19 protein-coding genes are annotated in these 21391 nt (G+C 69.1%); 5 read left to right on the top strand and 14 right to left on the bottom strand.

Translation table 11 applies throughout. The features are described from left to right. Positions 1-50: 50 nt before the first annotated feature. From ACSQ3D_RS12895 to ACSQ3D_RS12915, 5 genes are all read right to left on the bottom strand, one after another. The gene (locus tag ACSQ3D_RS12895) at positions 51-1286 is read right to left on the bottom strand and encodes an ROK family transcriptional regulator (RefSeq protein WP_056414452.1); all 1236 of its coding nucleotides are present in this window, start codon (positions 1284-1286) and stop codon (positions 51-53) included. A 52-nt stretch (positions 1287-1338) separates the two neighbouring features. Then, positions 1339-1791 carry an RbsD/FucU family protein gene (locus ACSQ3D_RS12900; RefSeq protein WP_436127158.1) on the bottom strand — a complete coding sequence of 151 codons (453 nt, stop codon included), beginning with the start codon at positions 1789-1791 and terminating at the stop codon, positions 1339-1341. Positions 1792-1815: 24 nt separating this feature from the next. Continuing rightward, a complete protein-coding gene (locus ACSQ3D_RS12905) occupies positions 1816-2628 on the bottom strand; it encodes an ATP-binding cassette domain-containing protein (RefSeq protein ID WP_056414330.1) in 813 nt (270 codons plus the stop codon). A 2-nt stretch (positions 2629-2630) separates the two neighbouring features. Beyond that, the gene (locus ACSQ3D_RS12910) at positions 2631-3590 is read right to left on the bottom strand and encodes an ABC transporter permease (protein WP_436127159.1); all 960 of its coding nucleotides are present in this window, start codon (positions 3588-3590) and stop codon (positions 2631-2633) included. Between the two features lie 87 nt (positions 3591-3677). Beyond that, positions 3678-4685: a sugar ABC transporter substrate-binding protein gene (locus tag ACSQ3D_RS12915; protein WP_396506843.1), complete on the bottom strand. Its 1008-nt coding sequence runs from the start codon at positions 4683-4685 to the stop codon at positions 3678-3680. A gap of 253 nt (positions 4686-4938) precedes the next feature. On the opposite strand from ACSQ3D_RS12915, the gene ACSQ3D_RS12920 reads away from it, so the two are divergent. Beyond that, positions 4939-5946: a PfkB family carbohydrate kinase gene (locus ACSQ3D_RS12920; RefSeq protein ID WP_436127160.1), complete on the top strand. Its 1008-nt coding sequence runs from the start codon at positions 4939-4941 to the stop codon at positions 5944-5946. A gap of 75 nt (positions 5947-6021) precedes the next feature. Here ACSQ3D_RS12920 and ACSQ3D_RS12925 read toward each other — a convergent pair whose 3' ends face one another. The 3 genes from ACSQ3D_RS12925 to ACSQ3D_RS12935 form a co-directional block, all read right to left on the bottom strand. Continuing rightward, entirely contained in the window at positions 6022-7734 is a 1713-nt protein-coding gene (locus ACSQ3D_RS12925) for an NYN domain-containing protein (RefSeq protein ID WP_436127161.1), read from the bottom strand. A gap of 290 nt (positions 7735-8024) precedes the next feature. Further along, positions 8025-8987, bottom strand: coding sequence for a Bug family tripartite tricarboxylate transporter substrate binding protein (locus tag ACSQ3D_RS12930; RefSeq protein ID WP_056414341.1), 963 nt, complete (start codon positions 8985-8987; stop codon positions 8025-8027). Between the two features lie 195 nt (positions 8988-9182). Beyond that, entirely contained in the window at positions 9183-9614 is a 432-nt protein-coding gene (locus tag ACSQ3D_RS12935; protein WP_056162782.1) for an Lrp/AsnC family transcriptional regulator, read from the bottom strand. Positions 9615-9746: 132 nt separating this feature from the next. Between ACSQ3D_RS12935 and ctlX the strand changes: the two genes are divergently transcribed. After that, a complete protein-coding gene (gene ctlX / locus ACSQ3D_RS12940) occupies positions 9747-10709 on the top strand; it encodes a citrulline utilization hydrolase CtlX (protein WP_436127162.1) in 963 nt (320 codons plus the stop codon). Positions 10710-10900: 191 nt separating this feature from the next. Here the strand turns inward: ctlX and ACSQ3D_RS12945 are convergent, their stop codons facing one another. Next, on the bottom strand, positions 10901-11245 hold the full coding sequence (locus ACSQ3D_RS12945) for a hypothetical protein (protein WP_436127163.1): 345 nt from the start codon (positions 11243-11245) through the stop codon (positions 10901-10903). Between the two features lie 404 nt (positions 11246-11649). Here ACSQ3D_RS12945 and ACSQ3D_RS12950 point away from each other — a divergent pair, with 404 nt between their 5' ends. Genes ACSQ3D_RS12950 through ACSQ3D_RS12960 form a run of 3 tightly spaced genes read left to right on the top strand, consistent with a single transcriptional unit; the run spans position 11650 to position 14436 of the window. Then, complete coding sequence (locus ACSQ3D_RS12950; RefSeq protein ID WP_436127164.1) at positions 11650-12687, top strand: ABC transporter substrate-binding protein; 1038 nt, start codon at positions 11650-11652, stop codon at positions 12685-12687. Beyond that, on the top strand, positions 12684-13583 hold the full coding sequence (locus tag ACSQ3D_RS12955; protein WP_436127165.1) for an ABC transporter ATP-binding protein: 900 nt from the start codon (positions 12684-12686) through the stop codon (positions 13581-13583). Before ACSQ3D_RS12950 ends, ACSQ3D_RS12955 begins: the two co-directional genes overlap by 4 nt. After that, positions 13576-14436, top strand: coding sequence for an ABC transporter permease (locus ACSQ3D_RS12960; RefSeq protein WP_436127166.1), 861 nt, complete (start codon positions 13576-13578; stop codon positions 14434-14436). Before ACSQ3D_RS12955 ends, ACSQ3D_RS12960 begins: the two co-directional genes overlap by 8 nt. Positions 14437-14714: 278 nt before the next feature. On the opposite strand, the gene ACSQ3D_RS12965 is transcribed toward ACSQ3D_RS12960, so the two are convergent. From ACSQ3D_RS12965 to ACSQ3D_RS12985, 5 genes are all read right to left on the bottom strand, one after another. Then, positions 14715-15080: a 4Fe-4S dicluster domain-containing protein gene (locus tag ACSQ3D_RS12965; RefSeq protein WP_436127167.1), complete on the bottom strand. Its 366-nt coding sequence runs from the start codon at positions 15078-15080 to the stop codon at positions 14715-14717. Then, entirely contained in the window at positions 15077-16729 is a 1653-nt protein-coding gene (locus tag ACSQ3D_RS12970) for an FAD-dependent oxidoreductase (protein ID WP_436127168.1), read from the bottom strand. Before ACSQ3D_RS12970 ends, ACSQ3D_RS12965 begins: the two co-directional genes overlap by 4 nt. A 400-nt stretch (positions 16730-17129) precedes the next feature. Beyond that, complete coding sequence (locus ACSQ3D_RS12975; RefSeq protein WP_436127169.1) at positions 17130-18077, bottom strand: TauD/TfdA dioxygenase family protein; 948 nt, start codon at positions 18075-18077, stop codon at positions 17130-17132. 75 nt (positions 18078-18152) lie between these two features. Continuing rightward, positions 18153-19505, bottom strand: coding sequence for an LLM class flavin-dependent oxidoreductase (locus ACSQ3D_RS12980; RefSeq protein ID WP_436127170.1), 1353 nt, complete (start codon positions 19503-19505; stop codon positions 18153-18155). Positions 19506-19538: 33 nt separating this feature from the next. Next, positions 19539-21335 (bottom strand): twin-arginine translocation pathway signal protein, encoded by a 1797-nt coding sequence (locus ACSQ3D_RS12985; RefSeq protein WP_436127171.1) that lies wholly within the window; start codon positions 21333-21335, stop codon positions 19539-19541. Between the last annotated feature and the right edge of the window lie 56 nt (positions 21336-21391).

Below are 21391 nucleotides of genomic sequence, written 5' to 3' on the forward strand. Positions count from 1 at the left end.
CTATTTAATTCATAGCAAACCACTCTGCACATAACGTCGAGCGCAGCGCGTCAAGCCTTCAAGAAAATCTCGTGGTCCGGCGCAAAGCACGCATGCAGCGGCAGCAGCGCACCGCCCAGCGCGCGGGCATCCGAGCCGATGCTGCCCAGCTCCAGCCGGGGCGGCTGGTGCAGGCCTTCCCAGTTGTAGTCGGCCAGCGAACGGCGTGCGCCTTCGCACAGCGCCTGCAACAGCTCCGGTGCGCAGGCGCCGTCCAGCACCACGGCGTCCAGGTCGAGGAAGGCGGTGGCCGACACGATGCAGTGCGCCAGCGCCGCCGCGGCGCTGTCGATCCACGCGCGGCTGTGGGCCAGCCAGGGGGCCTGCAGCACGCGCTTGTCGTAGGCGGCCATGGGGTCCAGGCCGTGGGCGCGAAAGCGCTGCTCCAGCTCCCACAGCGATGCCTGGCTGATGAGCTGCGCGGGGGCCTGGCCCGCCGGGGCGGGCGCCAGGGGCAGCGAGGCCACGGCGCCTGCGTTGCCGTGCAGGCCGCGGTGCAGGTGCGAGTTGATGACCAAGCCACCACCGATGAACGTGTCCATGAACAGGTACAGAAAGCTCGGGATGTCGCGCCCGCGGCCCTGCAGCAGCTCGGCCACGCAGGCGGCCGAGGTGTCCTTGGCAAAGCTCACTGGCAGCTCGGTCATCTGCTGCACCTGCTCGGCCAGGTCGATGTTGTTCCACGCTTCCGATTGCGCCTCGGTCAGCCCCAGCATGCGGTGCCAGCCGCCCAGCTGGAACGGGGCTGCCACGCCCACCCCCACCACGCGCGAGCGCAGCGGGCCCAGGCCGTCGAGCAGCTGGTTCAAGTGACGGCGGATGGCAGGCAGCAGCACATCGATGTCGGGGAACGCATAGTCCAGCACCACGCGCTCGCGCACGTGGCCGGTGAAGTCGACCAGCAGCCAGTCGGCGCTGCGCCGGCCGATCTTGATGCCGATGGCAAACGCGCCGTCCGGGTTCAGGCCGATGGGGACCGAGGGCTGGCCCACGCGGCCGCGCACCGGGGCTTCGCGGCGCAGCAGCTGGTCTTCATCCAGCCGCGCGGTGATGAGGCCGATGGTCTGCGCGGTGAGCCCGGTGACACGCGCCATCTCGGCCTTGGCCAGGCTGCCGTGCGTGCGCAGGGCCTGCAGCACCACCCGCTCGTTGAACTGGCGCAGCCCCACGTGGTTGGAGCCCCGCTGGCGCAGCCGCACCGGCCCGGCGGCTGCGGGCTCGGGTGCGTCTGCAATGGCGTCAGGCAGGTCTGCGGAGTCGAGGCGGATCACGGTGGTGGTGGCAGGAAAATGTGCGGGATCAGGGTTGCAAAGTGTCGCCGATGACGCCCTTGCGCAGCAGAAAGTTTCCCCAGGGCTGCAGCTCGCCGGTCACCACGATGGCGTAGGCGCGCCGGGCGCGGTCGTAGAACGCGAAGCGCTCCACGCCTTCGGCCTGCTCGCTCGCCACACCTTCGCGGGCCAGCACCTGCAGGGTGTCGCGCTGCAGGGCCGAGCGGTACGGCGCCTCGGTGCCGCCCACCTGCATGTAGGCCACAGGGTGCGGCACGTCCTGCGCCAGCGGCAGCACGCTGGCCACGGCCTGCACGGCGCGGGCCATGCCGATGCCGGGCAGGCGCAGCACGGGCTTGCCAGCCCCAAGGCTCATGGCGGTGAAGTTGGCGTCGGCCAGCACGATGGCGTCGTCATGGCCCATCTCGGCCAGCACCTTGAGCAGGTCGGGGGTCAGCAGGGGGTCGATGTTCTTGAGCATGGGTAGGCAACGGAGCGGAAACGTTCAGGCCAGGCATTCAGCGGGCAGCTCCGACGCCGCCATGGCGCCGGTCATCACGGCCACGGTGTCGCTCATGCTGATCTTTTTAGGGTTGACGACGGCCGCGCGCTTGCCCAGGCGGGCGATGTGGATGCGGTCGGCGATCTCGAACACGTGGGGCATGTTGTGGCTGATGAGGATCACGGGCAGGCCCTTGTCGCGCACGCGGCGGATCAGCTCCAGCACCATGTTGCCTTCCTTCACGCCCAGCGCGGCGGTGGGCTCGTCCATGATGACCACGTGCCGCGCAAAGGCCGCGGCGCGCGCCACGGCCACGCACTGGCGCTGCCCGCCCGACAGCGTCTCCACCGCCTGCGTCATGGACCGGATGCCCACCTTCAGCTCGTTCATGCGCGCCACGCTTTCTTCGAGCATGCGCTTCTTGTCCAGCATGCGCAGCACGCGGCCGGCCATGCCGGGGCGCAGCAGCTCGCGGCCCAGGAACAGGTTCTCGGCGATGGTCATGGCGGGGGCCACGGCGAGGTCCTGGTAGACGGTCTCGATGCCCGCGCGGCGCGCGTCGATGGGGCTCCTGAATTGCACGGGGGCACCGTCGAGCAGCACCGTGCCCTCGTCCGGCACGGTGGCACCCGACAGCGCCTTGATCAGGCTGGATTTGCCCGCGCCGTTGTCGCCGATCACGGCCATGATCTCGCCGGCGCGCAGCTCGAAGTCGGCACCATCGAGCGCCACGACCTGGCCGTAGCGCTTGACCAGGCCCTTGGCCTGCATCACCAGCGGTGCGGTGGGTGGAGAAGATTGTTGAGCGGCGTTCATCATCAACGCACTCCTTTGCGCGAGAGTTGGTCGGTGGCCACGGCCAGGATCACGAGGATGCCGGTGACCAGGATCTGGTAGACGGACGACACGCCCATCAGCGTGAGCCCGTTGCGGAACACGCCCACGATGAGCGCTCCCACCAGCGTGCCCAGGATCACCCCGCGCCCGCCGAACAGGCTGGTGCCGCCCAGCACCACGGCGCTGATGGCATCCAGGTTCTCGGTCTGCCCCGCATTGGGGTCGCCCGCGCCGGTGCGTGCCACCGACAGCAGCGCGGCGATGCCGTAGAACACGCCGGCCAGCATGTACACGAAGAGCAGCACGCGGTCCGTCGGGATGCCGGTCAGGCGCGTGGCCTCGGGGTTGTTGCCCACGGCGTAGATGTGGCGGCCGGGCGCGGTTTCGCGCAGGAAGAACCACATCGCCACGTACAGCGCCAGCATCAGCAGCGCGCCCCACACCACGGCCGTGCCGCCGACCTGGAAGGTGTTGCCCAGCACCGTCATGCCGCCCGGGATGTCGGTGATGGTCTGCGCGCCCGAGTACAGCTGCGTGGCAGCGAAAGCGATGTTGAGCGTGCCCAGCGTCACGATGAACGGCGGCAGCTTGACCTTGGTGACCAACAGGCCGTTGACCATGCCGAACAGCGTGGTCACCGCCATGCCGCAGGCGATCGCCACAGGGGCCGACAGGCCATAGTCCGACGCCACCTTGGTCATCACGATGCCGCCGAGCGCCATGACCATGCCGCACGACAGGTCGATGCCCGCGGTCAGGATGACCAGCGTCTGCCCGATGGCGATCACGCCCACGACCATCACCTGCTGCAGGATGAGCGCGAAGTTCTGCGCTGACAAAAAGCGGTCGCTTTGCAGCGCGAAGAAGCCGCAGGCCAGCAGCAGCGCGATGAAGGGCCCGAGCGTGGCCAGCGGGGGGAGCTTGGAGGCGGTGGTGTTCATGGCATTCGGAGGATTCGGTCAGTCAGCGCGCCGGGCCCGGGCCCGGCGCAAAGCGGCCAGCTGTCTGCCGGCCGGTCCACGGCACGTTTACTTCGCGCCCCAGCACAGGTCCGTGCCGGTCTTCACGTCCTTGCTGTCCACGCCCGGCACGGCCTTGGCGGCGATCAGCGTCACGCCGGTGTCGGTGTAGCCACTGACCTTCTTGCCGGTCTTGGCGTGCTCCACGCCAGCCGCCACGCCCAGCGCGGCCATGCGCAGCGGGTACTGCTGGCTGGTGGCGGCGATGGCGCCCTTGCCCACGTCGGCCACGCCGGCGCAGCCGCCGTCCACCGACACGATGATCGTGCCCTTGTCCTTGCCCGCGGCCTTCAGGGCGTTGTAGGCACCGGCGGCGGCGGGCTCGTTGATGGTGTAGACGAGGTTGATGTCGGGGTTCTTCTGCAGGCAGTTTTCCATGCCGGTCTGGCCCTTGGCGCGGTCGCCGAAGCTGTCGGCCATGCACACCACCTCGGCGGGGCGCGACAGCTCATTGCTCTTGGCATCGTTGGCCTGCAGGCCGAATCCCTTGAGGAAGCCGTTGTGGCGCTGGGCACCCACAGGGTGGCCGGGGTGCAGGTCCAGCATGGCGATCACGGGCTTCTTGCCGGCCAGCGCCGCCTTGGCGTACTGGCCGATCAGCTCGCCGGCCTTGTAGTTGTCGGTCGCGAACAGCGCATCGGTGGCGTCCACGGGGTCGGTGGGGCTGTCGAGCGCGATCACCATCACGCCCTTGGCCTGGGCCTTCTTGATGGCCGGCACGATGGCCTTGGCGTCGCTCGGGGTGATCAGGATGGTGGTGGCGCCCGCGGCGATCAGGTTCTCCATGGCCGTGACCTGGCCGGCGTTGTCGCCGTCGGTCTTGCCCGCGGCCGACACCACCTTGGCGCCGAGCTTCTTGGCTTCGGCCGTGGCGCCTTCCTTCATCTTCACGAAGAAGGGGTTGGTCTCGGTCTTGGTGATCAGGCCGATCACGGGCTCGGCAGCCTGGGCCAGGCCACAGGCCAGGGCGCCAGACAAGGCAATGGCGGACAGCACGAAAGCAGGGGCGCGTTGGATCACGGTTGTCTCCTTGGAACGGATGGCTGAAACCCCGGGCGCCACACGGTGCGGCACCTCGGGAACACCACTCTTGTCGGGTGGATGGGATCGAACTATAGTGCGTTGCAATTTAATAAATCAAGTGGATTTAGTTATGGTTTTCCCTAGCCGATCAGCACCTGACACCGCCACCCTCACACCGCCCCCAAGGTCGCGCGCTGCCCTAGAACCAACGGCTTCCACGCCCACCGACGCAGCACCAGCCCTGCGGGTGGCCACCGCGGGAGAGGCCCTGTTCGACCTGATCCAGGAGGCTGACGGACGCCTGCGGCCCTGCGCGGGCGGGGCCGTCTACAACCTCACCCGTGCGCTGGGCCTGCAGGGCGTGGGCACGATGTACCTGAACCCGCTGTCGGCCGACCTGCTGGGCCGACAGCTTTTGCAGGGCCTGCACGACGCCGGCGTGGCCCTGGCATCGCCCGTGCCCGTGCGCGCGCCCAGCGCGCTGGCGGTGGCCGCGCTGGATGCCGAGGGCAAGGCCAGCTACAGCTTCTACCGCGATGGCGTGGCCGACCGCCAGGCCACGGGCGACGCGCTGATCGCCGCCTGCACCGCCCTGCCCGGCCTGCAGGTGGTGGCCACCGGCTGCCTCGCGCTGGTGGCGCAGGACGCAGGCATCTACCTGCCGTGGCTTGCAGCCCAGCGTGCCGCCGGGCGCATGGTGGTGGTCGACGCGAACCTGCGCCTGTCAGCGGTGGACGACGTGCCCGCCTACCGGGCCAACGTGATGGCCGCGCTGCAGCACGCCCACCTCATCAAGGTGAGTGACGACGACCTGGACGCACTGGCCGTGCCGGGCGGCACCGCACTGCAGCGCGCCCACCACCTGCTGGACCACACCCGCGCCCAGTGGCTGGCCCTGACGCTGGGGCCCGGCGGCGCGTGGCTGCTGCAGCGCGACGGCCAGGCCGTGCATGCGCAAGAGCACGCGCCCTTGGCCGTGGCCGACACCGTGGGGGCGGGAGATTGTTTTCTGGCCGGGCTCATCACCGCGCTGCTGGCGGGGCCGGAGCGGGGGCAGGAGGCCCTGAGCGAGCGCCCCGGGGGCCTGGTGGCCCCGCTGGCTACCGAGCGGCTGCACGCCGTGCTGTGGCACGCGCTCGCCAGTGCCAGCCATTGCGTGGAGCAGGTGGGCTGCGTGCCGCCCCGCTACGACACGGTGCGCCAGCGGCTTGCCGCGCAGGCGGGCGCGTCCGCCGTACAGGCAGCCGCCGCATAAGGCCAGCGTTGCATTGGCTGGCGGCGCGTGTCAGCCGTGCGGCAGGCGTTCAGCCCGGCCGGCGGCTGGCACCGCTCACTCAGCGGGCTTGGTGGTCTTGGCCGCGCTGCGCGGCTTGCGGGCGCGGGGCGCTGGGGTCTTTGCAGCGGCCTCTGGAGTTGCCGCTGTTGCAGCAGCCGCGGCGGCCTTGGGTTTGGCCGATGCTGTTCGTGGCTTGGGCGCTGGCTCGGGTTGCGATGCCGCCGCCGGTGCCTCCGAGTCGCCCGTCGCTGCCTTGCGCCCGCTGGTCTTGCGCGCTGCCGATCCGGCGCGGCGGCTGCGGGGTGCAGGGGCGCTGGACTCTTCGGCTGCGTCATCGGGTGCCTCGACCATCGCGGGCGCTGAGGCCTGGTGGTCATCGTCGGCACCCCACTGCTGACCTGGAGCGCCGGACTGGTCCTCGTCATCATTCAACACGGCATCGCGACGCGACGGGGCGTCGACCGCAGCGGGCGCAGGCGCTGGTGCGGCCGCCGGCTGACTGAAGTAGCTGCGGGTCGGGCGCTCCGGCTGATCGTCATCCTGCGCATTGCGCGTATCCCGCGTGTCCCGCGTGTCCCGCGTGTCACGAGCATCTCTAGCCTCACGTGAATTGCGGGAGTCACGCGAATCACGCGAATCACGGCCATCGTGAGCATCCAAGCCGATGTCGGGCTGCTGGTCGCCATGGCCCTCTGCCTGCCCATCGCGGCGCATCTCTGCGTGCTGCGGTGCCGACGAGCGCCCAGCGCCTTCGCCGCGGCGCCCGCGCGAGCGGCCACCGCGGCCATTGCCGCCGCCGCCTTCACCCTGGCCTGCCGAGGTGTCCGGCACCGAAGCCACGGCATGGAAATCGTGGCGGACGTGACCCGCTGCGCCCCCCTGCCGCTCGGACGGTGCGTCGGCGCGGCCCGAGGGATCGGCACTGCCTGCGCCCACTCCGCCGCCCAGCGAGCGGAACACATACGCGCCGGACTTCTCGTCACGGCCGAACTCCAGCAGGCCGCGCGCCTGCGCTTCCTCCAGCAGGTTGCCAAAGGTGCGAAAGCCGTAATAGCTCTCGCTGAAATCGGGCTTGCGGCGCTTGATGGCTTCCTTGAGCACCGACGCCCAGATCTTGCCGCTGTCGCCGCGCTCGGAGGTCAGCGCCTCGAAGGTCTCCACCGCCAGCTCCACGCCCTGGGTGCGGCGCACGTCCTGGGTTTCCTTGCGGTGGCGCTCTTCCTCGGGCGTGCGGCGCGGCGCGGGGGCCGAGCCGGGGTTCTGGCGCCGGGCCATCGCGCGCTGGTTCTCGCGCACCAGGTCGTCGTAGAAGATGAATTCATCGCAGTTGGCGATGAGCAGGTCCGACGTGGACTGCTTCACGCCCACGCCGATCACCTGTTTGTTGTTCTCGCGCAGCTTGGACACGAGCGGCGAGAAGTCCGAGTCGCCACTGATGATCACGAAGGTGTTCACGTGCGACTTGGTGTAGCACAGGTCCAGCGCGTCCACCACCAGGCGGATGTCCGCCGAGTTCTTGCCCGACTGGCGCACATGGGGGATTTCGATCAGCTCGAAATTCGCCTCGTGCATGGTGGCCTTGAAGCCCTTGTAGCGCTCCCAGTCGCAATAGGCCTTCTTGACCACGATGGAGCCCTTGAGCAGCAGGCGCTCCAGGATGGGCTTGATGTCGAACTTTTCATACTGCGCATCGCGCACGCCCAGGGCGACGTTTTCGAAGTCGCAGAACAGGGCCATGCTGATGCTGTTGTCGGAGGGGGATGCCATAAATGCTCGCGGTATTCCGTTCAATGTTGGGACGGATCATCACACGGAACGTCATACGCCCCTCCGGAGGCCATGTCGCGGTACCGATGAATAGCGTGAGGGCGGACCTTCAGTGACAAAAGTTTGGCTGCGAACCGTCGTGACTGGCGCGTCCCGGGCCAGTGCCCCCGCGCAAGGGCCGCCAAGCCGCTTGCGGCGCTTCACTTCCGTGCGCTGGGGGCGTCCCCCTCCCGCCAGCGCAGCGCAGCGAGAGAGGGGGAAGCGGCGCAGCCGCTCAGGGGGTGCTCACTTCAACTCGGCTTGGCCAGGCCCAGTTTTTCCACCAGCGCCTTCTCGCGCGTGAAGGTGTCCTGCGCAAACTTCTTGTACGCCGACGTGCTCATGTACATCGGCACCATGTCGTAGCGGGCCAGCGCGGTCTTGTAGCTGTCCTGCTCCATCGCCTGCTTGAAGGCATCGTGCAGGCGCTTGACCACCGCATCGGGCGTGCCCTTGGGCGCGCCGATGCCGAACGGCGAGTTCTGCACCAGGTTCAGCCCCAGCTCCTTGAGCGTGGGCGCATCGGGGAACTTGGCCAGGCGCTCGGCGCCCCAGGTGTTGAGCACGCGCAGCTTGCCGGCCTCGACCTGCGGTGCAAAGCCGGTGGAGTCGGCAGCCGCCATGATCTGCCCGCCCAGGATGGACTGCATCAGGTCCGCACTGCCCTTGTAGGGCACGTGCAGCAGCTCGATGCCCAGTTGCTGCGCGATCAGCTCCATCGTCAGGTGCGGGCTGGTCATGGTGCCGGTGGAGCCGTAGCTCAGCTTGCCGGGGTTGGCCTTGGCCCAGGCCACGAAGTGCGTCCAGGTCTTGAGCGGCGAGTCGGCGGGCACCACCAGGCCGAACGCATAGCCGGTGACGTTGAGCACGTAGCTGATGTCCTTGACCGGGTCCCAGTTGATCTTGGTGGTGTAGGGCAGGCGAAAGACGCCCAGCGGAATCTGCGCCACGGTGTAGCCGTCGGCCGCAGCGCCCTGCAGCGCCTGCGCGGGCAGCGTGCCGCCGGCGCCGGGCTTGTTCTCCACGATGACCGGCTGGCCCAGGATCTTGCCGGCGCTGTCGGCCAGCGAGCGCATGGTGATGTCGGTGGGGCCGCCCGCCGGGAAGGCGATCACGAGCTTGATGGGCTTGCTCGGAAAGCTCTGGGCCTGCGCCATGAATGCGGGGGCGGCGAGGCTGGCGGCTCCCCATTGGATGATCTGGCGACGTTGCATGGCGGGGCTCCTGAAAAAGCAAAACAAAGACTTCGCCATTGAACTGCAGCCGGCACGACGGCGGTGATGCGGAAACCCCCTAGCCGGTGTCGCCAATGTGGCACCAAGCGCTTCAGGCGCTGCGCTGGCTGGGCGGTCGCGCGCCGAACATCGCCGACCGCCAATCTGCTGCCAACTTTCTGCCGACCTTGGGGCTCAAGCCTTGTAGGTCGACAGCAGGATGCTTGTTTCCGTGTTCGCAATGCCGGGCGTCAGGCGGATGCGTCCCAGCGCCGCATCGAACGCCTCCAGGCTCTCGGCGCGCACTTCGGCCACGATGTCCCAGCGGCCGTTGGTGGTGTGCAGCGTGCCCACCATGGGCTCGCCGCGCAGGGCGCGGATCACCTCGGGCGCGGCGTTGCCCTCCACCGCGATGCTCATCCAGGCGCGGATGCGCTGGGGCTCGGAGTCGGGCCGCAGGCGCACGGTGTAGCCCACGATGACGCCGCTTTCCTCCATCTTGTGCAGCCGGTTCTGCACGGTGCCGCGCGAGACGCGCAGTTTGAGCGCCAGTGTGGCCACAGGCGTGCGCGCGTCGGCCCGCAGGATGCTGAGGATTTCGCGGTCGGTGTCGTCCAGCCTGTTCATAGTGGGCCTCTGGGTGATCAGAACGCCAGATTTTGCTGCATTTCGATCAGTTTGAAGTCTGTTGGTTGGCTGGCACTGTCAGGAAAATTCATGCACCGCCACCTTACCGCCATCTTGCAACCACTGACCGCCATGCCCTCACCCGCCTCTGCCCAAGCCCCGTCCGCCGTCGTGATGGTCCGCCCCCACCGGTTTCACCCCAACCCGGACACCGCCCACGACAACGCCTTTCAGTCCGCACCCACCAACGCCCCGGACGACATCGCGCGCCAGGCATACGCCGAGGTGACCCAGGCCGCCGCGCAACTCGAAGCCGCCGGCGTGCACGTGCACCTGTTCGACGACCTGGGCGAGCGCCACGCGCCCGATGCGGTCTTCCCCAACAACTGGTTCTCCACCCACGCCGGCGGCCACGTGGCCGTGTACCCGATGTACGCACAGAGCCGGCGGCGCGAGCGCCGCAGCGACGTGCTGGACCTGCTCAAGGCCGAGTACCGGGTGCAGGACGTGATCGACTACTCGGGGCTGGAGGCCGACAACATGTTCCTCGAAGGCACCGGCGCGATGGTGCTCGACCACATCGGCCGCATCGCCTACACCGCACAGTCGAACCGCGCCGACCCGGTGGCGCTGGAGCGGTTCTGCACCCACTTCAACTACGAGCCCATGGCCTTTGCCACGGCCGATGGAGAGGGCCGGCCGTGCTATCACACCAACGTGATGCTGTGCGTGGGCACCGACTTCGCGCTGGGCGGGTTCCACCTGATCACCGACCCCTTGCGACGTGAGGCTGTGCGAAGCCGCCTGCGCGAAACCGGCCGCGACGTCATCGAACTGAGCGCCCACCAGATCGGCGAATTCGCGGGCAATGCGCTGGAGCTGACCAGCGCCCGGGGTCGTGTGCTGGCACTGTCGGCGCGCGCCGCCGCCAGCCTGACCGCGGCGCAGAAGGCCGTCATCGAGCGCAGCGCCACGCTGCTGCCGCTGGCCGTGCCGACCATCGAACTGGCGGGCGGGTCGGTGCGCTGCATGCTGGCGGGCGTGCACCTGGCGCGGCGCAGCATGGTAGATGCCCTGGCCAACTGCCCCCCGTAGAGCAGTGTGCGAGCACACGGCGTTGCTGCTGTGCCGCTCTGACACGGGATTTTTGATTAAAACGGCCTCTACCGCTTGATAGGCAAGCGCTAGCAGCTATATTTTTAATAGCAAATACCTTCCATGCGCTGCATAGCGCACCGCCTGCCGCCCCATCCCGCCAACAGTTCCCTGGCAAGTCACCACCCAGCTCACGGGCGCGGCACGTTGGTGGTCTCCACATCCGCATCGCACCCCACGCCCGCCGCAATCCAGCGCCGAGCCAGCCAGGCCAGCGGTGCCGTCAGCCAGCGGTGGTGCAGACCCGTCACTTCGCCCGGGTCGGCCACCATGCCGCACAGGTACCGTGCGTGCGCACCGTCCCACCGCAGCGCCACGCAGGCGCCATGGCGACGGCGCGACACCACCACGCCCAGCGGGCAGGGCTCGGCCAGGCAGCACAGGCCGCAGCCGTTGCAGGGTGCGCCCACGGCCGGCTTGGGCGGCGCGTCGGCGTGCAGCCAGACCACGGCGTGGCGCGGGGGTGGGGTCGTCATCGCGCCATTGTGCCGACCGCCCGCCTCCTTGCGCATCCACCACACCGATGCGCCGCTTTGCAGCGCCCCGCGGCCACTGCTGGCTTTGCAGCAACGGGCGCCAAAGCACGCACGCCCTGCTGCAAACCCAGCAGCCGTGCACAACCCCTCGCACCCCAGCCGTGGCGCCCTCGATTGCTGTCAGCTGTCACACACGTCAACGCCGCAAGGTGCGTTTATCCCGGCGACGCAGCGCACAGGCGGTGCCGACGCAGCGCCCCGGAGCCATGCGCGATTTCCGCATAAGCAGCATCGACGCCGTGGCACGCGGGTTGCGGAAGGCAGGGGGTCTCAGACCGCGGTAACGGCGCCCGGCCTGAGTGAATGCACACGCACTGCGCTGCACACCTCACTGAACCACTGCAATGAAGGGACTCCCCATGCTCGATCTGTCGAAACGCTTCCTGCTGGTCTCCGCGCTGGCGCTGGGCCTGGCGGCCCCTGCCGCCGCGCAGAACCTGGAGAAATCCGAAATCCGCTACCAGGGCTGGGCCGGCCAGGTCGTCTGGATCGAACTGGCCGAAGACCTCGGCTACCTCGCCCCGCTCAAATCCAAATGGGTGGGCAACACCATCAGCGGCCCGCAAGACATCCAGACCGTGGTGACCGGCGACGTGGACATCGGCGGCGCCTTCTACGGCGCCATCATCAAGCTCGCGGCCAAGAAGGCGCCGGTCAAGGCCGTGCTGGGCTACTACGGCTCGGACGACAACACCTACAACGGCTACTACGTCAAGGACGACAGCCCCATCAAGGGCCCGCGCGACCTCATCGGCAAGAAGGTCGCGGTGAACACGCTGGGCGCGCACCACGAGTTCATGCTGCGCGAGTACCTGGAGCGCGGCAAGCTCACCAACGCCGAGGCCAAGCAGGTCACGCTGGTGGCCACGCCGCCCGTCACCGGCGAGCAGGCGCTGCGCCAGGGGCATGTCGAAGTCTCCACGCTCGGCGGCGTGCTGCGCGACAAGGCGCTGGAGCGCGGCGGCATCCGTCCGCTGTTCAAGGACCGCGACCTGTTCGGCAACTTCACCGGCGGCGCGCTGGTGCTGCACAACAAGTTCATCGAGCAGAACCCCAACACCAGCCGCCACCTGGTGTCGGCCCTGGCCCGCTCCATCGAATGGGCGCGCAACACACCGCCGGCCGAAGTGCGGGCGCGCTACACCAAGATCATCGAAGGCCGCAAACGCGCCGAGACCGCCGACGCCATCCAGTACTGGAAGAGCACCGGCGTGGCCGGCAAGGGCGGCCTCATCACCGACAAGGAACTGCAGATCTGGGTGGACTGGCTGGTGAAGGACGAGGTGGTCAAGCCCGGCCAGCTCAAGGCCGCCGACCTGTACACCAACGCCTTCAACCCCTACGCCAACGGCGGCGTGGACAAACTGGCAGTCAGCAAATGACCAGCGCCATTCATCCCCACACCGCGGCCGCTGCCGCGACCAACGCGCCGGCCAAGATCCGCTTCGAGCACGTGACCAAGGAGTTCACCGTGCGGGCGGACGATGGCGGCCCGTCCAAGCGATTCGTGGCCGTGCAGGACGTGACGCTCGACATCCGCCCCGGCGAGTTCCTGGTGCTGGTGGGCCCGAGCGGCTGCGGCAAGTCCACCCTGCTCGACCTGCTCGCGGGTCTCACGCCGCCCACCAGCGGCCAGGTGCTCATCGACGGCAAGGCCATCACCGGCCCCGCGCGGGACCGGGGCGTGGTGTTCCAGCAGTACGCGCTGTTCCCATGGCTTACGGCGCTGGACAACGTGGCCTTCGGCCTGGAAGTCGCGGGCCTGGGCAAGCGCGAGCGCCGCGAAAAAGCCGCGCACTACCTGCAGCTGGTGGGGCTGTCCGACTTCGCGCAGCGCTACCCGCACGAACTGTCGGGCGGCATGAAGCAACGCGTGGCGATTGCCCGCAGCCTGGCGTATGAGCCCCAGGTGCTGCTGATGGACGAGCCCTTTGCCGCGCTGGACGCGCAGACCCGCGAGACGCTGCAGGAAGAGCTGGTGGACATCTGGCAGCGCACCGGCAAGACCATCGTGTTCATCACCCACGGCATCGACGAGGCCGTGGTGCTGGGCCAGCGCGTGGCGGTGATGACCACCCGCCCCGGCCGCATCAAGGAGATCGTGGACATCCCCGAATCGCTGCGCGCAGAGACCGACGACATCCGCTCGCTGCCGCTGTTCGGCGAGCTGCGCCACCGCATCTGGGGCCTGCTGCACGACGAGGTCGCGTCCGCCCGCCACGAACGCCGCAGCCGCATCGCCGCCCAACCCGTGATCAAGGAGTCCCACCATGTCTGACATCGCACTGCCCGCGCACGCTGCGCAGCAACACCCCGCAACCGCCCTGCCCCATGCCGCACAGGCGCTGCCCACCCTGTGGCTGCGCCTGGCCCGCCGCGTGGCCAACGGCGCCTGGCGCTCCGGCCTGGTGCTGGCGCTGGCCGTGCTGTGGGAGCTGGCGCCCCGCCTGGGCCTGACCGACCCGACCTTCCTGCCGCCCCTGACCGAGGTGCTGGCCGCGGGCTGGGTGCTGGCGCAAAACGGCCAGCTGTGGGAGCACACCTCCATCAGCCTGGCACGCTCGCTCGGCGGCCTGTCGATCGCCATCGTGGCCGCGATTCCGCTGGGCCTGGCCATCGGCTGGTACCAGCGGCTGGGCCAGGCGCTCAACCCGCTGATCGAGCTGCTGCGCAACACCGCGCCGCTGGCGCTGCTGCCGGTGTTCCTGCTGCTGCTGGGCATCGGCGAGGTGTCCAAGCTGTCCATCGTGGTGTATGCCTGTGCCTGGCCGCTGCTGCTCAACACCATCGCCGCCGTGCGGCAGGTAGACCCGCTGCTCGTCAAGTCGGCACGCACCATGGGCTCCACACCGCGCCAGCTGTTCGTCAAGGTCATCCTGCCCGCGTCGGTGCCCACGATCTTCGTCGGCATCCGCCTGGCTGCCGCATCGGCCATGCTAGTGCTGATCGCCGCGGAAATGGTGGGCGCGAAGGCCGGGCTGGGCTACCTCATCATCTATGCGCAGTACAGCTTCTTGATCGGCGACATGTACTTCGGCATCATCGCGATCACGGCCATCGGCGTGACGCTGAACTATGCGCTGCAGCGGCTGGAGCGGCACTTCACGGCGTGGCAGGGGGTGGCGCGTTGAGATCCCTTTGCCGTTCACGCTGAGCCTGTCTATGCGCCGCGCAAGGCTTCGACAAGCTCAGCCCGAACGGTGGGAATGGCTCGAACGCTGCCCGTACTGTCCATCACCCAACACCCAGGCCACTGCGCGCAAATGCAGTGGCCTTTTTTCTTCACCATCCACATGCCCCCACCCGTTCACGCTGAGCTTGTCGAAGCGCCGCGCGAGGTTTCGGCAGGCTCAGCCCGAACGGGGGATGAAGAAAACGCAGCCGGTAACGACCATGGGCCTGCCCCTGATCAACGTTGTGCAGCCCCCAGCAGGTGGTAACTCTGGTCCAGCCGCGCCGTGCTGCCATCCCGCACATCCCAGCCCACAGCGCGTCGGTAGCTGCCCCACAGCGGGGCCGCGGGCTGCGCGTGATCGGCCTCGGTAATTGCGGCCACCGGAACGGTCTGCGGCGCCACGTACAGCGCATCCACCGGGCAGTACAGCTCGCACATGAAGCAGGTCTGGCAGTCGGACTGCCGGGCAATGACGGGCAGAAGGCCAGCCGAGCCCACACCAGCCTCCAGTGGCGGCGCGGCATCGAACACGCGGGTCGGGCACACCGCCACGCAGATGTTGCAGCCCGTGCAGCGGGCCGCGTCGATCAACTCGATCATGCGGCCACCGCCTCGCGCTGCACGGCAGCGCCATCGCCCGCCGGGTGCCGCCCTGTCCATACCTGCTGCAGCCCGCCCACCACCACATGGTGCTGCTGGGCCGGGTCCATCTGCGCAAAGTCGGTGCGCCGGTGCATGCCCCGCGTCTCGGTGCGCGCGAGGGCGCTGCGGTACATCCACCGGGCGTGGGCCAGCAGAGCCACAGCCTGGCGGGTGCGCCGCAGTGCCTCCGGCAAGGCCGAGGCACTGCGCTCGGCCTGCGCCCACAGGGCGTCCAGGCGCTGCAGCGAGGGCTCCAGCCCGTCGCGGCTGCGAAACCAGTTGCGCTCCAGCGGGAAGACTTCGGCCTGCACCGCCGCCACCAGAGCCTGCGGATCGATGCGCTCGGTGGCCGTGGTACGGATGTGCGAACACGCCGCCAGCCCCACCTGCCCCGCCCGCCACACCGGCGCAGCGGCAGGCGTGCTGCGGTGCGCCAGCGCGTGGTCGGCCGCGCCCGCACCGGACCAGAACCCCGTAGACAGCGCCCAGGCTGCGTTGTGGCTGCCGCCGCCGGTAAAGCCGCCGCAGATCGGCTCGCGCGAGGCCACGTCGCCGGCGGCGTACAGCCCCGGCACGCGCGTGGCGCCATCAAGCCCCTGCAGCTGCAGGCCGCCGGTGCCGCGCACTGTGCCTTCGAGCCGCAGGGTGATGGGGAACGGCTGGGTGAACGGGTCCAGCCCCAGCCGGTCGAAGGGCAGGAAGAAGTTGGGCTGCGCCTGCCGCATCCAGGAGCGCACGGCGCCGTCGGCCTTGTCGAGCACGGCAAACACCGGCTCGCTGATCAGGCGCCGCGCGATGATGCTGCGGCCCTGCGACGAGCCCGCGCCGTCGATCACGGCGCCGCCCGGGTCGCGAAAACTCGCCCAGTTGTAGAACAGCGATTTCGTCACGCTCGAGAACGTGGGCCCCAGGGCATAGGCGCTTGAAAACTCCATGCCCGAGAACACCGCGCCCGCCTCGGCCGCCATCAGGTGGCCGTCGCCGGTCAGCACATCGGTGCCCAGCGCCTTGCTCAAAAAAGCACAGCCACCGCTGGCCAGCACCACGGCGCCGGCGTGTATGGCCCAGGGCACATCGCCAGGCTCTGCGACGCCCGTTGCACCACGCACCTGGCCGTGGTCATCCACCAGCAGTTCGAGCGCGGGGTGATGGTCCAGAATGCGCACGCCCGCCGCCTTCACCCGCTTGCGCATCAGGCGCATGTACTCGGGGCCCTGCAGCGAATTGCGCCGCTCGTTGCCCGCATCGTCCACCGGAAAGGGATAGCCCCAGTCGGCCAGTTGCTGCAGGTTGTGCCAGGTCTGGTCCAGCACGCGGTCCATCCATTCGTGGCTGGCCAGAAAACCGCCCACAGCCTCGCGCTGCGCCTTGGCGGCGGTGCGGGCCTGCAGGTCGGGCGGCACCCACCAGGTGCCGGTGCCCGACGGTGCGGTGGCGCCCGAGGTGCCGCAAAAGCCCTTGTCCACCAGCAGGACGCGCGCACCGCGGCCCGCAGCGGCAATGGCGGCCCAGGTGCCGGCGGGGCCGCCGCCGATCACCAGCACGTCGGTGTCGTGGGTGGGTGCGGCCAGGCGCTCGGCGCGGCGGATGTCGGCGGACTCATACATTGCAGATCTCCTCGAAAGAAGGGGTGCTGGACCGGTGGGAACTCATACGGATTTGGGTTCCGTCATTCAACATCGTTCGGGCTGAGCTCGTCGAAGCCCCGCGCGGCGCTTCGACAAGCTCAGCGTGAACGGCTTTGTATTTTTGAAAGCAATGGGTATCCGCAATCCATTCGCTGCGCGCCACCCACAACGCATGAAACGGGCGCGGCCCAGGCCAGTGCACCCGTGGAACTGGCTTTGCCAGGCCACCGGGTGCGTCCCCTTCCCGTAGCGCGCAGTGCGTAGGGAGAGGGGCTGAGTGCCGCGGCTCCAAGCCTGCCTGCGCAGGCTTGGACGGCAACGAAGAGCGGTCGCCTCTGGCGAACGCACCGAGGCGCGAAGCGACTCAGGGGGGTTCATTTCAAAACGGCCGGCTGCCCGACAGGCTGATGCGCTTGAGCAGGCGGCGCTCGGTCGCATCGAACGCGGTGCGCGCGTGCAGCGTGGCCTGGTTGTCCCAGTACACGATGTCGCCCACCTGCCAGCGGTGCGTATAGGCAAAGCGGGGCTGCAGCAGGTGTGTGCGCAGCCGGGCCACCAGCGCGGTGCCGTAGGCCGGGTCGACGCCCACCACCTCCACCTCGGTGGCCTCGCCCAGGTACAGGATCTTGCGGCCGGACTCGGGGTGGGTGCGCACCAGCGGGTGCACCTCGAAGGGTGTCACCGGCTCGATGTCGGGCGTGCGGTAGGTTGCGTGGCCGCCCGCCAGCGGCTTCAGGCGGCGCAGGAAGGGGTTGTAGGTAATGAGCTGCAGGGCGTCGATCTCGGCGCGCGTGGCGGCGTCCAGCGCATCGTAGGCGGCGGCCAGGTTGACCCAGGTGGTGTCGCCACCGGCGCGGGGTACTTCCAGCGCGTACAGCAGGGAGCCCGACGAGGGCACGGGCGTCCAGTGGTGGTCCGCATGGGCCGACAGCTCCTGGTGGCCGAGCACGCCATCATCGACGTTCGCCACCTTGACGATGTCGGGTGTGTCGCCGCCGTACGGGTCCGACGAGCCCAGCACCGGCACGTTGGTCGGCGCACGAAACACGCTGCCGAAGTAGCTGGTGAAGCGCTGGAACTGCAGGTCCTCCAGCTGCTGGCCGCGCAGCAGCAGGATGTGGTGCTGCTTGAGCGCCTGTTTGATCGCCCAGACCTGGCTGGCCGCAAGCGGCTGCGACGCGTCGATGCCGTGCACCTCGGCGCCCAGGGGCGCATCGAGCGGGCGGACCGACCAGTCTCCGCCAGGTGCTGCGCTGGCGAGTGTTACGGTGGCGGGCGTGGCGGCCAGGGAGAGATGGCGGGGCTTTTCGGCGAGGACGGTGCTCATGGGAACTCCTTTCGTAGAGAAAACGGGCATGTGCCGGGGTGGGTGGCTTGCTGCGGTAGCAGTGCGGCCTGCGGATCAGGCGGCCTTGCGGGCGGCCTGTGCATAGCGGCTGGGCGGGCGCTGCAGGCCCAGGTTCTCGCGCAGCGTGGTGCCTTCATAGGCCGTGCGGAACAGGCCGCGGCGCTGCAGCTCGGGCACCACCAGGTCCACGAATTCGTCGAGCGACTGCGGCAGCACTGGTGGCATCACGTTGAAGCCGTCGGCCGCGCCGTTCTCGAACCACTCCTGCATGCGGTCGGCAATGGTCTGCGGCGTGCCCACCACCACCCAGTGGCCGCGCGCGCCGGCCAGATATTCGTAGAGCTGGCGCACGGTGAATTTCTCGCGCCGGGCCAGCTCCAGCACCACGTGGGCGCGGCTGTTGATGCCCTTGGGCGGGGTGGGAATGTAGGGTGGCGGGGCATCCAGGTCCCAGCGCGCCAGGTCTTCGGCCGGCCAGAAAGGTGCCAGCGTGGCCAGCCCCACGGCGGGGTGGATCAGCGCCTGCAGCTCGGCCCATTTGGCCTGCGCCTCTTCTTCGGTGCGGCCGATCACCGGCGAGATGCCGGGCAGCACCAGCAGTTCTTCAGGCCGGCGGCCGTACTTGGCCAGGCGTCCCTTCACGTCGCCGTAGAACGCCTGCGCCTCGGCCAGGCTGGTCCAGGCGGTGAAAATGGCCTCGGCCGTGGCGGCGGCCAGCTCCTTGCCGTCCTCGGACGAGCCGGCCTGCACGATGACCGGGTAGCCCTGCGGCGGGCGCTCCAGGTTCAGCGGGCCCTTCACGCGAAAGTGCTTGCCCACGTGGTTCAGGGTGTGCAGCTTGGCCGGGTCCAGGTACACGCCGCTGGCCTTGTCGCGGATGAGCGCATCGTCGTCGAAGCTGTCCCACAGGCCTTTGACCACATCCACGAACTCGGTGGCGCGCTCGTAGCGCACGGCGGGGTCGGGGTGCGCCTCCTGGCCAAAGTTGCCGAATACATTGTCGGCACTGGTGGTCACCACGTTCCAGGCTGCGCGCCCGCCGCTGATGTGGTCGAGCGAGGCGAACTTGCGCGCCAGCAGATACGGGTCTTCGTAGGTGGTGGATGCGGTGGCGACAAAGCCGATGTGCTTCGTCACCGCGGCCAGCGCCGACCACAGCGTGACCGGCTCGAAGTACGACAGGCGGCCCTGGCGGCTCAGCGATTCGTCGTTGCCGTGGTTCTGCACGCCGGGGCTGTCGGCCACGAACACCTGGTCGAACAGGCCGCGCTCGGCCGTCTGGGCCAGCGCGATGTAGTGCTGCAGGTTCACCCCCGCATCCGCCTGCGCGCCCGGGTGGCGCCAGGCGGCGATGTGGTGGCCCGTGGCCATGATGAAGGCGCCCAGGCGCAGTTGTCGTTGGGTCATGTCAGGCTCTCTGATGGTGAAGATGGAGGCGCATCAGATGACGATGCGGCGGCCGTCGAAGCCGGTGAAGGCGAAGCCCTCGAACGGCTCGCGGAAGGTCTGCTTTTGCTCGCGCAGCAGGCTGATGACCAGCGCCTCGCCCTGCGCATAGGCCGCTGCGGCGTCGGAGCGCCAGTGGATGCCCGCGGCGGTGCGGCCCGAGCCGTAGTTGAGCGCGAACTTGTTGAGCTCGCCGCCCACCGTGAGCGGCGGGCCCTGGTACGGGACCAGCCGGGTCGGGTCGCTGGGGTCGGGCTGCACGGGGTTCGGGATGACCAGCGACTCGTCGTAGAAGGCCTTGAGCAGCGTGGCCGTCACCGCCGCGATGATGGCGGCGCCACCGGGGTACGACGAATGGATGGGCGCGCCCTCCGGGTACACATGCGGCAGCAGGTAGCTGCCGTTCTTGGCGCGGCTGCGCTCCAGCGCCTGCGAGCCCAGGAAGGACTCGTGGATGGGGTATTCGGCGACACGGTTCGCCAGGCGGTGGTGCACCAGGCCGCCAAAAGCCTCGGGCCGCAGGATGCGCTGCTCGTACCACTTCTGGTAGTAGTTGATGCGGATGGCGAGCGAGCTGGCCAGCGACAGCAGCGACTGGAAATACGCCGGCCCGAAGGTGCCCGACGCCCCGCCGCTGGTCTTGAGCTTCAGGTACGGGTTGCCGGGCGCCAGGCTTTTGTCGCCCGCGTAGATCCCGCCATAGCCCGGCTGCGCGGCCGACAGCGGCGTGCCCAGCAACTGGTTGGCCGCAAAGCTGAAGGCCACCGCCGCATGCGCATATGCGGCCAGGTCGCGCGTGGTGGCGATGTAGCGCAGCGTGGGGTCGAACGCGATGCGCCCGGCCGGCGCCTTGCCGTTTTGCACGTTCAGCCACTCGTCGTACTGCGTGAGGAACTCGTTGGCCGGCGTGTAGGTGCGGATGCGCGCCGACAGCGACTGCGGGCCGAGCGGCACGTCGCGGTACAGGAACTGCGAGATGTACGGCCCATCCGTCACGCCCGGTGGGGTGGCCCAGCGGCCGGTGCGGCCGCTGCGGTCGTTGCCATCCACGTACCAGGCCGCGCCGCGGAACAGCGTCTGCGGCGTCACGCGGCCGTTGACCTTGGGGCCGTGGAAGTCCGGCGCGCGGCTCAGCTCGTCGGCCGCGGCGATCACATCGGGGTGGCGGGTGCCGTCCTGGAATTCGCTGAAGGGCACGTCGCGCAGCAATGCCACCCAGTAGATTTCGGTGGCCTCACCCGCGCGCTGCGTGCCGGCCAGCGTGGGCGCGGGCGGCAGCGCGAACTGCGCGGCGTTGAGCCCGTCCAGGCTGACCGCCAGCGTGCCGATGGGGTTGACCAGCTTGCGCGCTCCGCCCAGCACGATCTTCTCGAAGTCCGCCGGCTCGCGCGAGGCGAAGGCGGCGGTGGCGAGGTTCCATGCACCCAGGTCCACCTCGCCCCGCGCGTTGTGCGGCAGGCCGCGCGTGTCCGACCCGATCTTGTTTGCGTACAGCGCATCGTCGCCATTGACGGGATGCGGCGGGATGGGCACTGCAGCGCTGGCGCGCGCCAGGTCAATGCGCAGCTGCTCGGCGCGGCGCACAAACTGTGCGTCGTAGCCTGCAGCCGCCGAGGCACCACCCTGCTGCGCCTGCGCCGCTGCGCTGGCGCCGAGCAGCGCCGGCGCCACCGTGGCGCCACCGGCCATACCCGCCAGCCCGGCACCTGCCTGGCCCAGGAAGTGGCGGCGCGGCGTACTGCGCGGGGCGCCGGGTGGCTGGGCGGTGTGGTGTGAATCCGATGTGCTCATTGGCAAACTCCCTGGTGTGTTGTGGTGTGTCGTTGTGGGGTGGGCTTCAGCGGGGC

It is taken from the genome of Acidovorax sp. LjRoot117 (assembly GCF_964252695.1).
Taxonomy (GTDB): Bacteria; Pseudomonadota; Gammaproteobacteria; order Burkholderiales; family Burkholderiaceae_C; genus Acidovorax.

Coding starts and splice junctions, on each gene's coding strand:
- ACSQ3D_RS12900 (WP_436127158.1), bottom strand. CDS start 1,791: ATGCTCAAGAACATCGACCCCCTGCTGACCCCCGACCTGCTCAAGGTG.
- ACSQ3D_RS12905 (WP_056414330.1), bottom strand. CDS start 2,628: ATGAACGCCGCTCAACAATCTTCTCCACCCACCGCACCGCTGGTGATG.
- ACSQ3D_RS12910 (WP_436127159.1), bottom strand. CDS start 3,590: ATGAACACCACCGCCTCCAAGCTCCCCCCGCTGGCCACGCTCGGGCCC.
- ACSQ3D_RS12925 (WP_436127161.1), bottom strand. CDS start 7,734: ATGGCATCCCCCTCCGACAACAGCATCAGCATGGCCCTGTTCTGCGAC.
- ACSQ3D_RS12930 (WP_056414341.1), bottom strand. CDS start 8,987: ATGCAACGTCGCCAGATCATCCAATGGGGAGCCGCCAGCCTCGCCGCC.
- ACSQ3D_RS12935 (WP_056162782.1), bottom strand. CDS start 9,614: ATGAACAGGCTGGACGACACCGACCGCGAAATCCTCAGCATCCTGCGG.
- ctlX (WP_436127162.1), top strand. CDS start 9,747: ATGCCCTCACCCGCCTCTGCCCAAGCCCCGTCCGCCGTCGTGATGGTC.
- ACSQ3D_RS12945 (WP_436127163.1), bottom strand. CDS start 11,245: ATGACGACCCCACCCCCGCGCCACGCCGTGGTCTGGCTGCACGCCGAC.
- ACSQ3D_RS12950 (WP_436127164.1), top strand. CDS start 11,650: ATGAAGGGACTCCCCATGCTCGATCTGTCGAAACGCTTCCTGCTGGTC.
- ACSQ3D_RS12955 (WP_436127165.1), top strand. CDS start 12,684: ATGACCAGCGCCATTCATCCCCACACCGCGGCCGCTGCCGCGACCAAC.
- ACSQ3D_RS12960 (WP_436127166.1), top strand. CDS start 13,576: ATGTCTGACATCGCACTGCCCGCGCACGCTGCGCAGCAACACCCCGCA.
- ACSQ3D_RS12965 (WP_436127167.1), bottom strand. CDS start 15,080: ATGATCGAGTTGATCGACGCGGCCCGCTGCACGGGCTGCAACATCTGC.
- ACSQ3D_RS12970 (WP_436127168.1), bottom strand. CDS start 16,729: ATGTATGAGTCCGCCGACATCCGCCGCGCCGAGCGCCTGGCCGCACCC.
- ACSQ3D_RS12975 (WP_436127169.1), bottom strand. CDS start 18,077: ATGAGCACCGTCCTCGCCGAAAAGCCCCGCCATCTCTCCCTGGCCGCC.
- ACSQ3D_RS12980 (WP_436127170.1), bottom strand. CDS start 19,505: ATGACCCAACGACAACTGCGCCTGGGCGCCTTCATCATGGCCACGGGC.
- ACSQ3D_RS12985 (WP_436127171.1), bottom strand. CDS start 21,335: ATGAGCACATCGGATTCACACCACACCGCCCAGCCACCCGGCGCCCCG.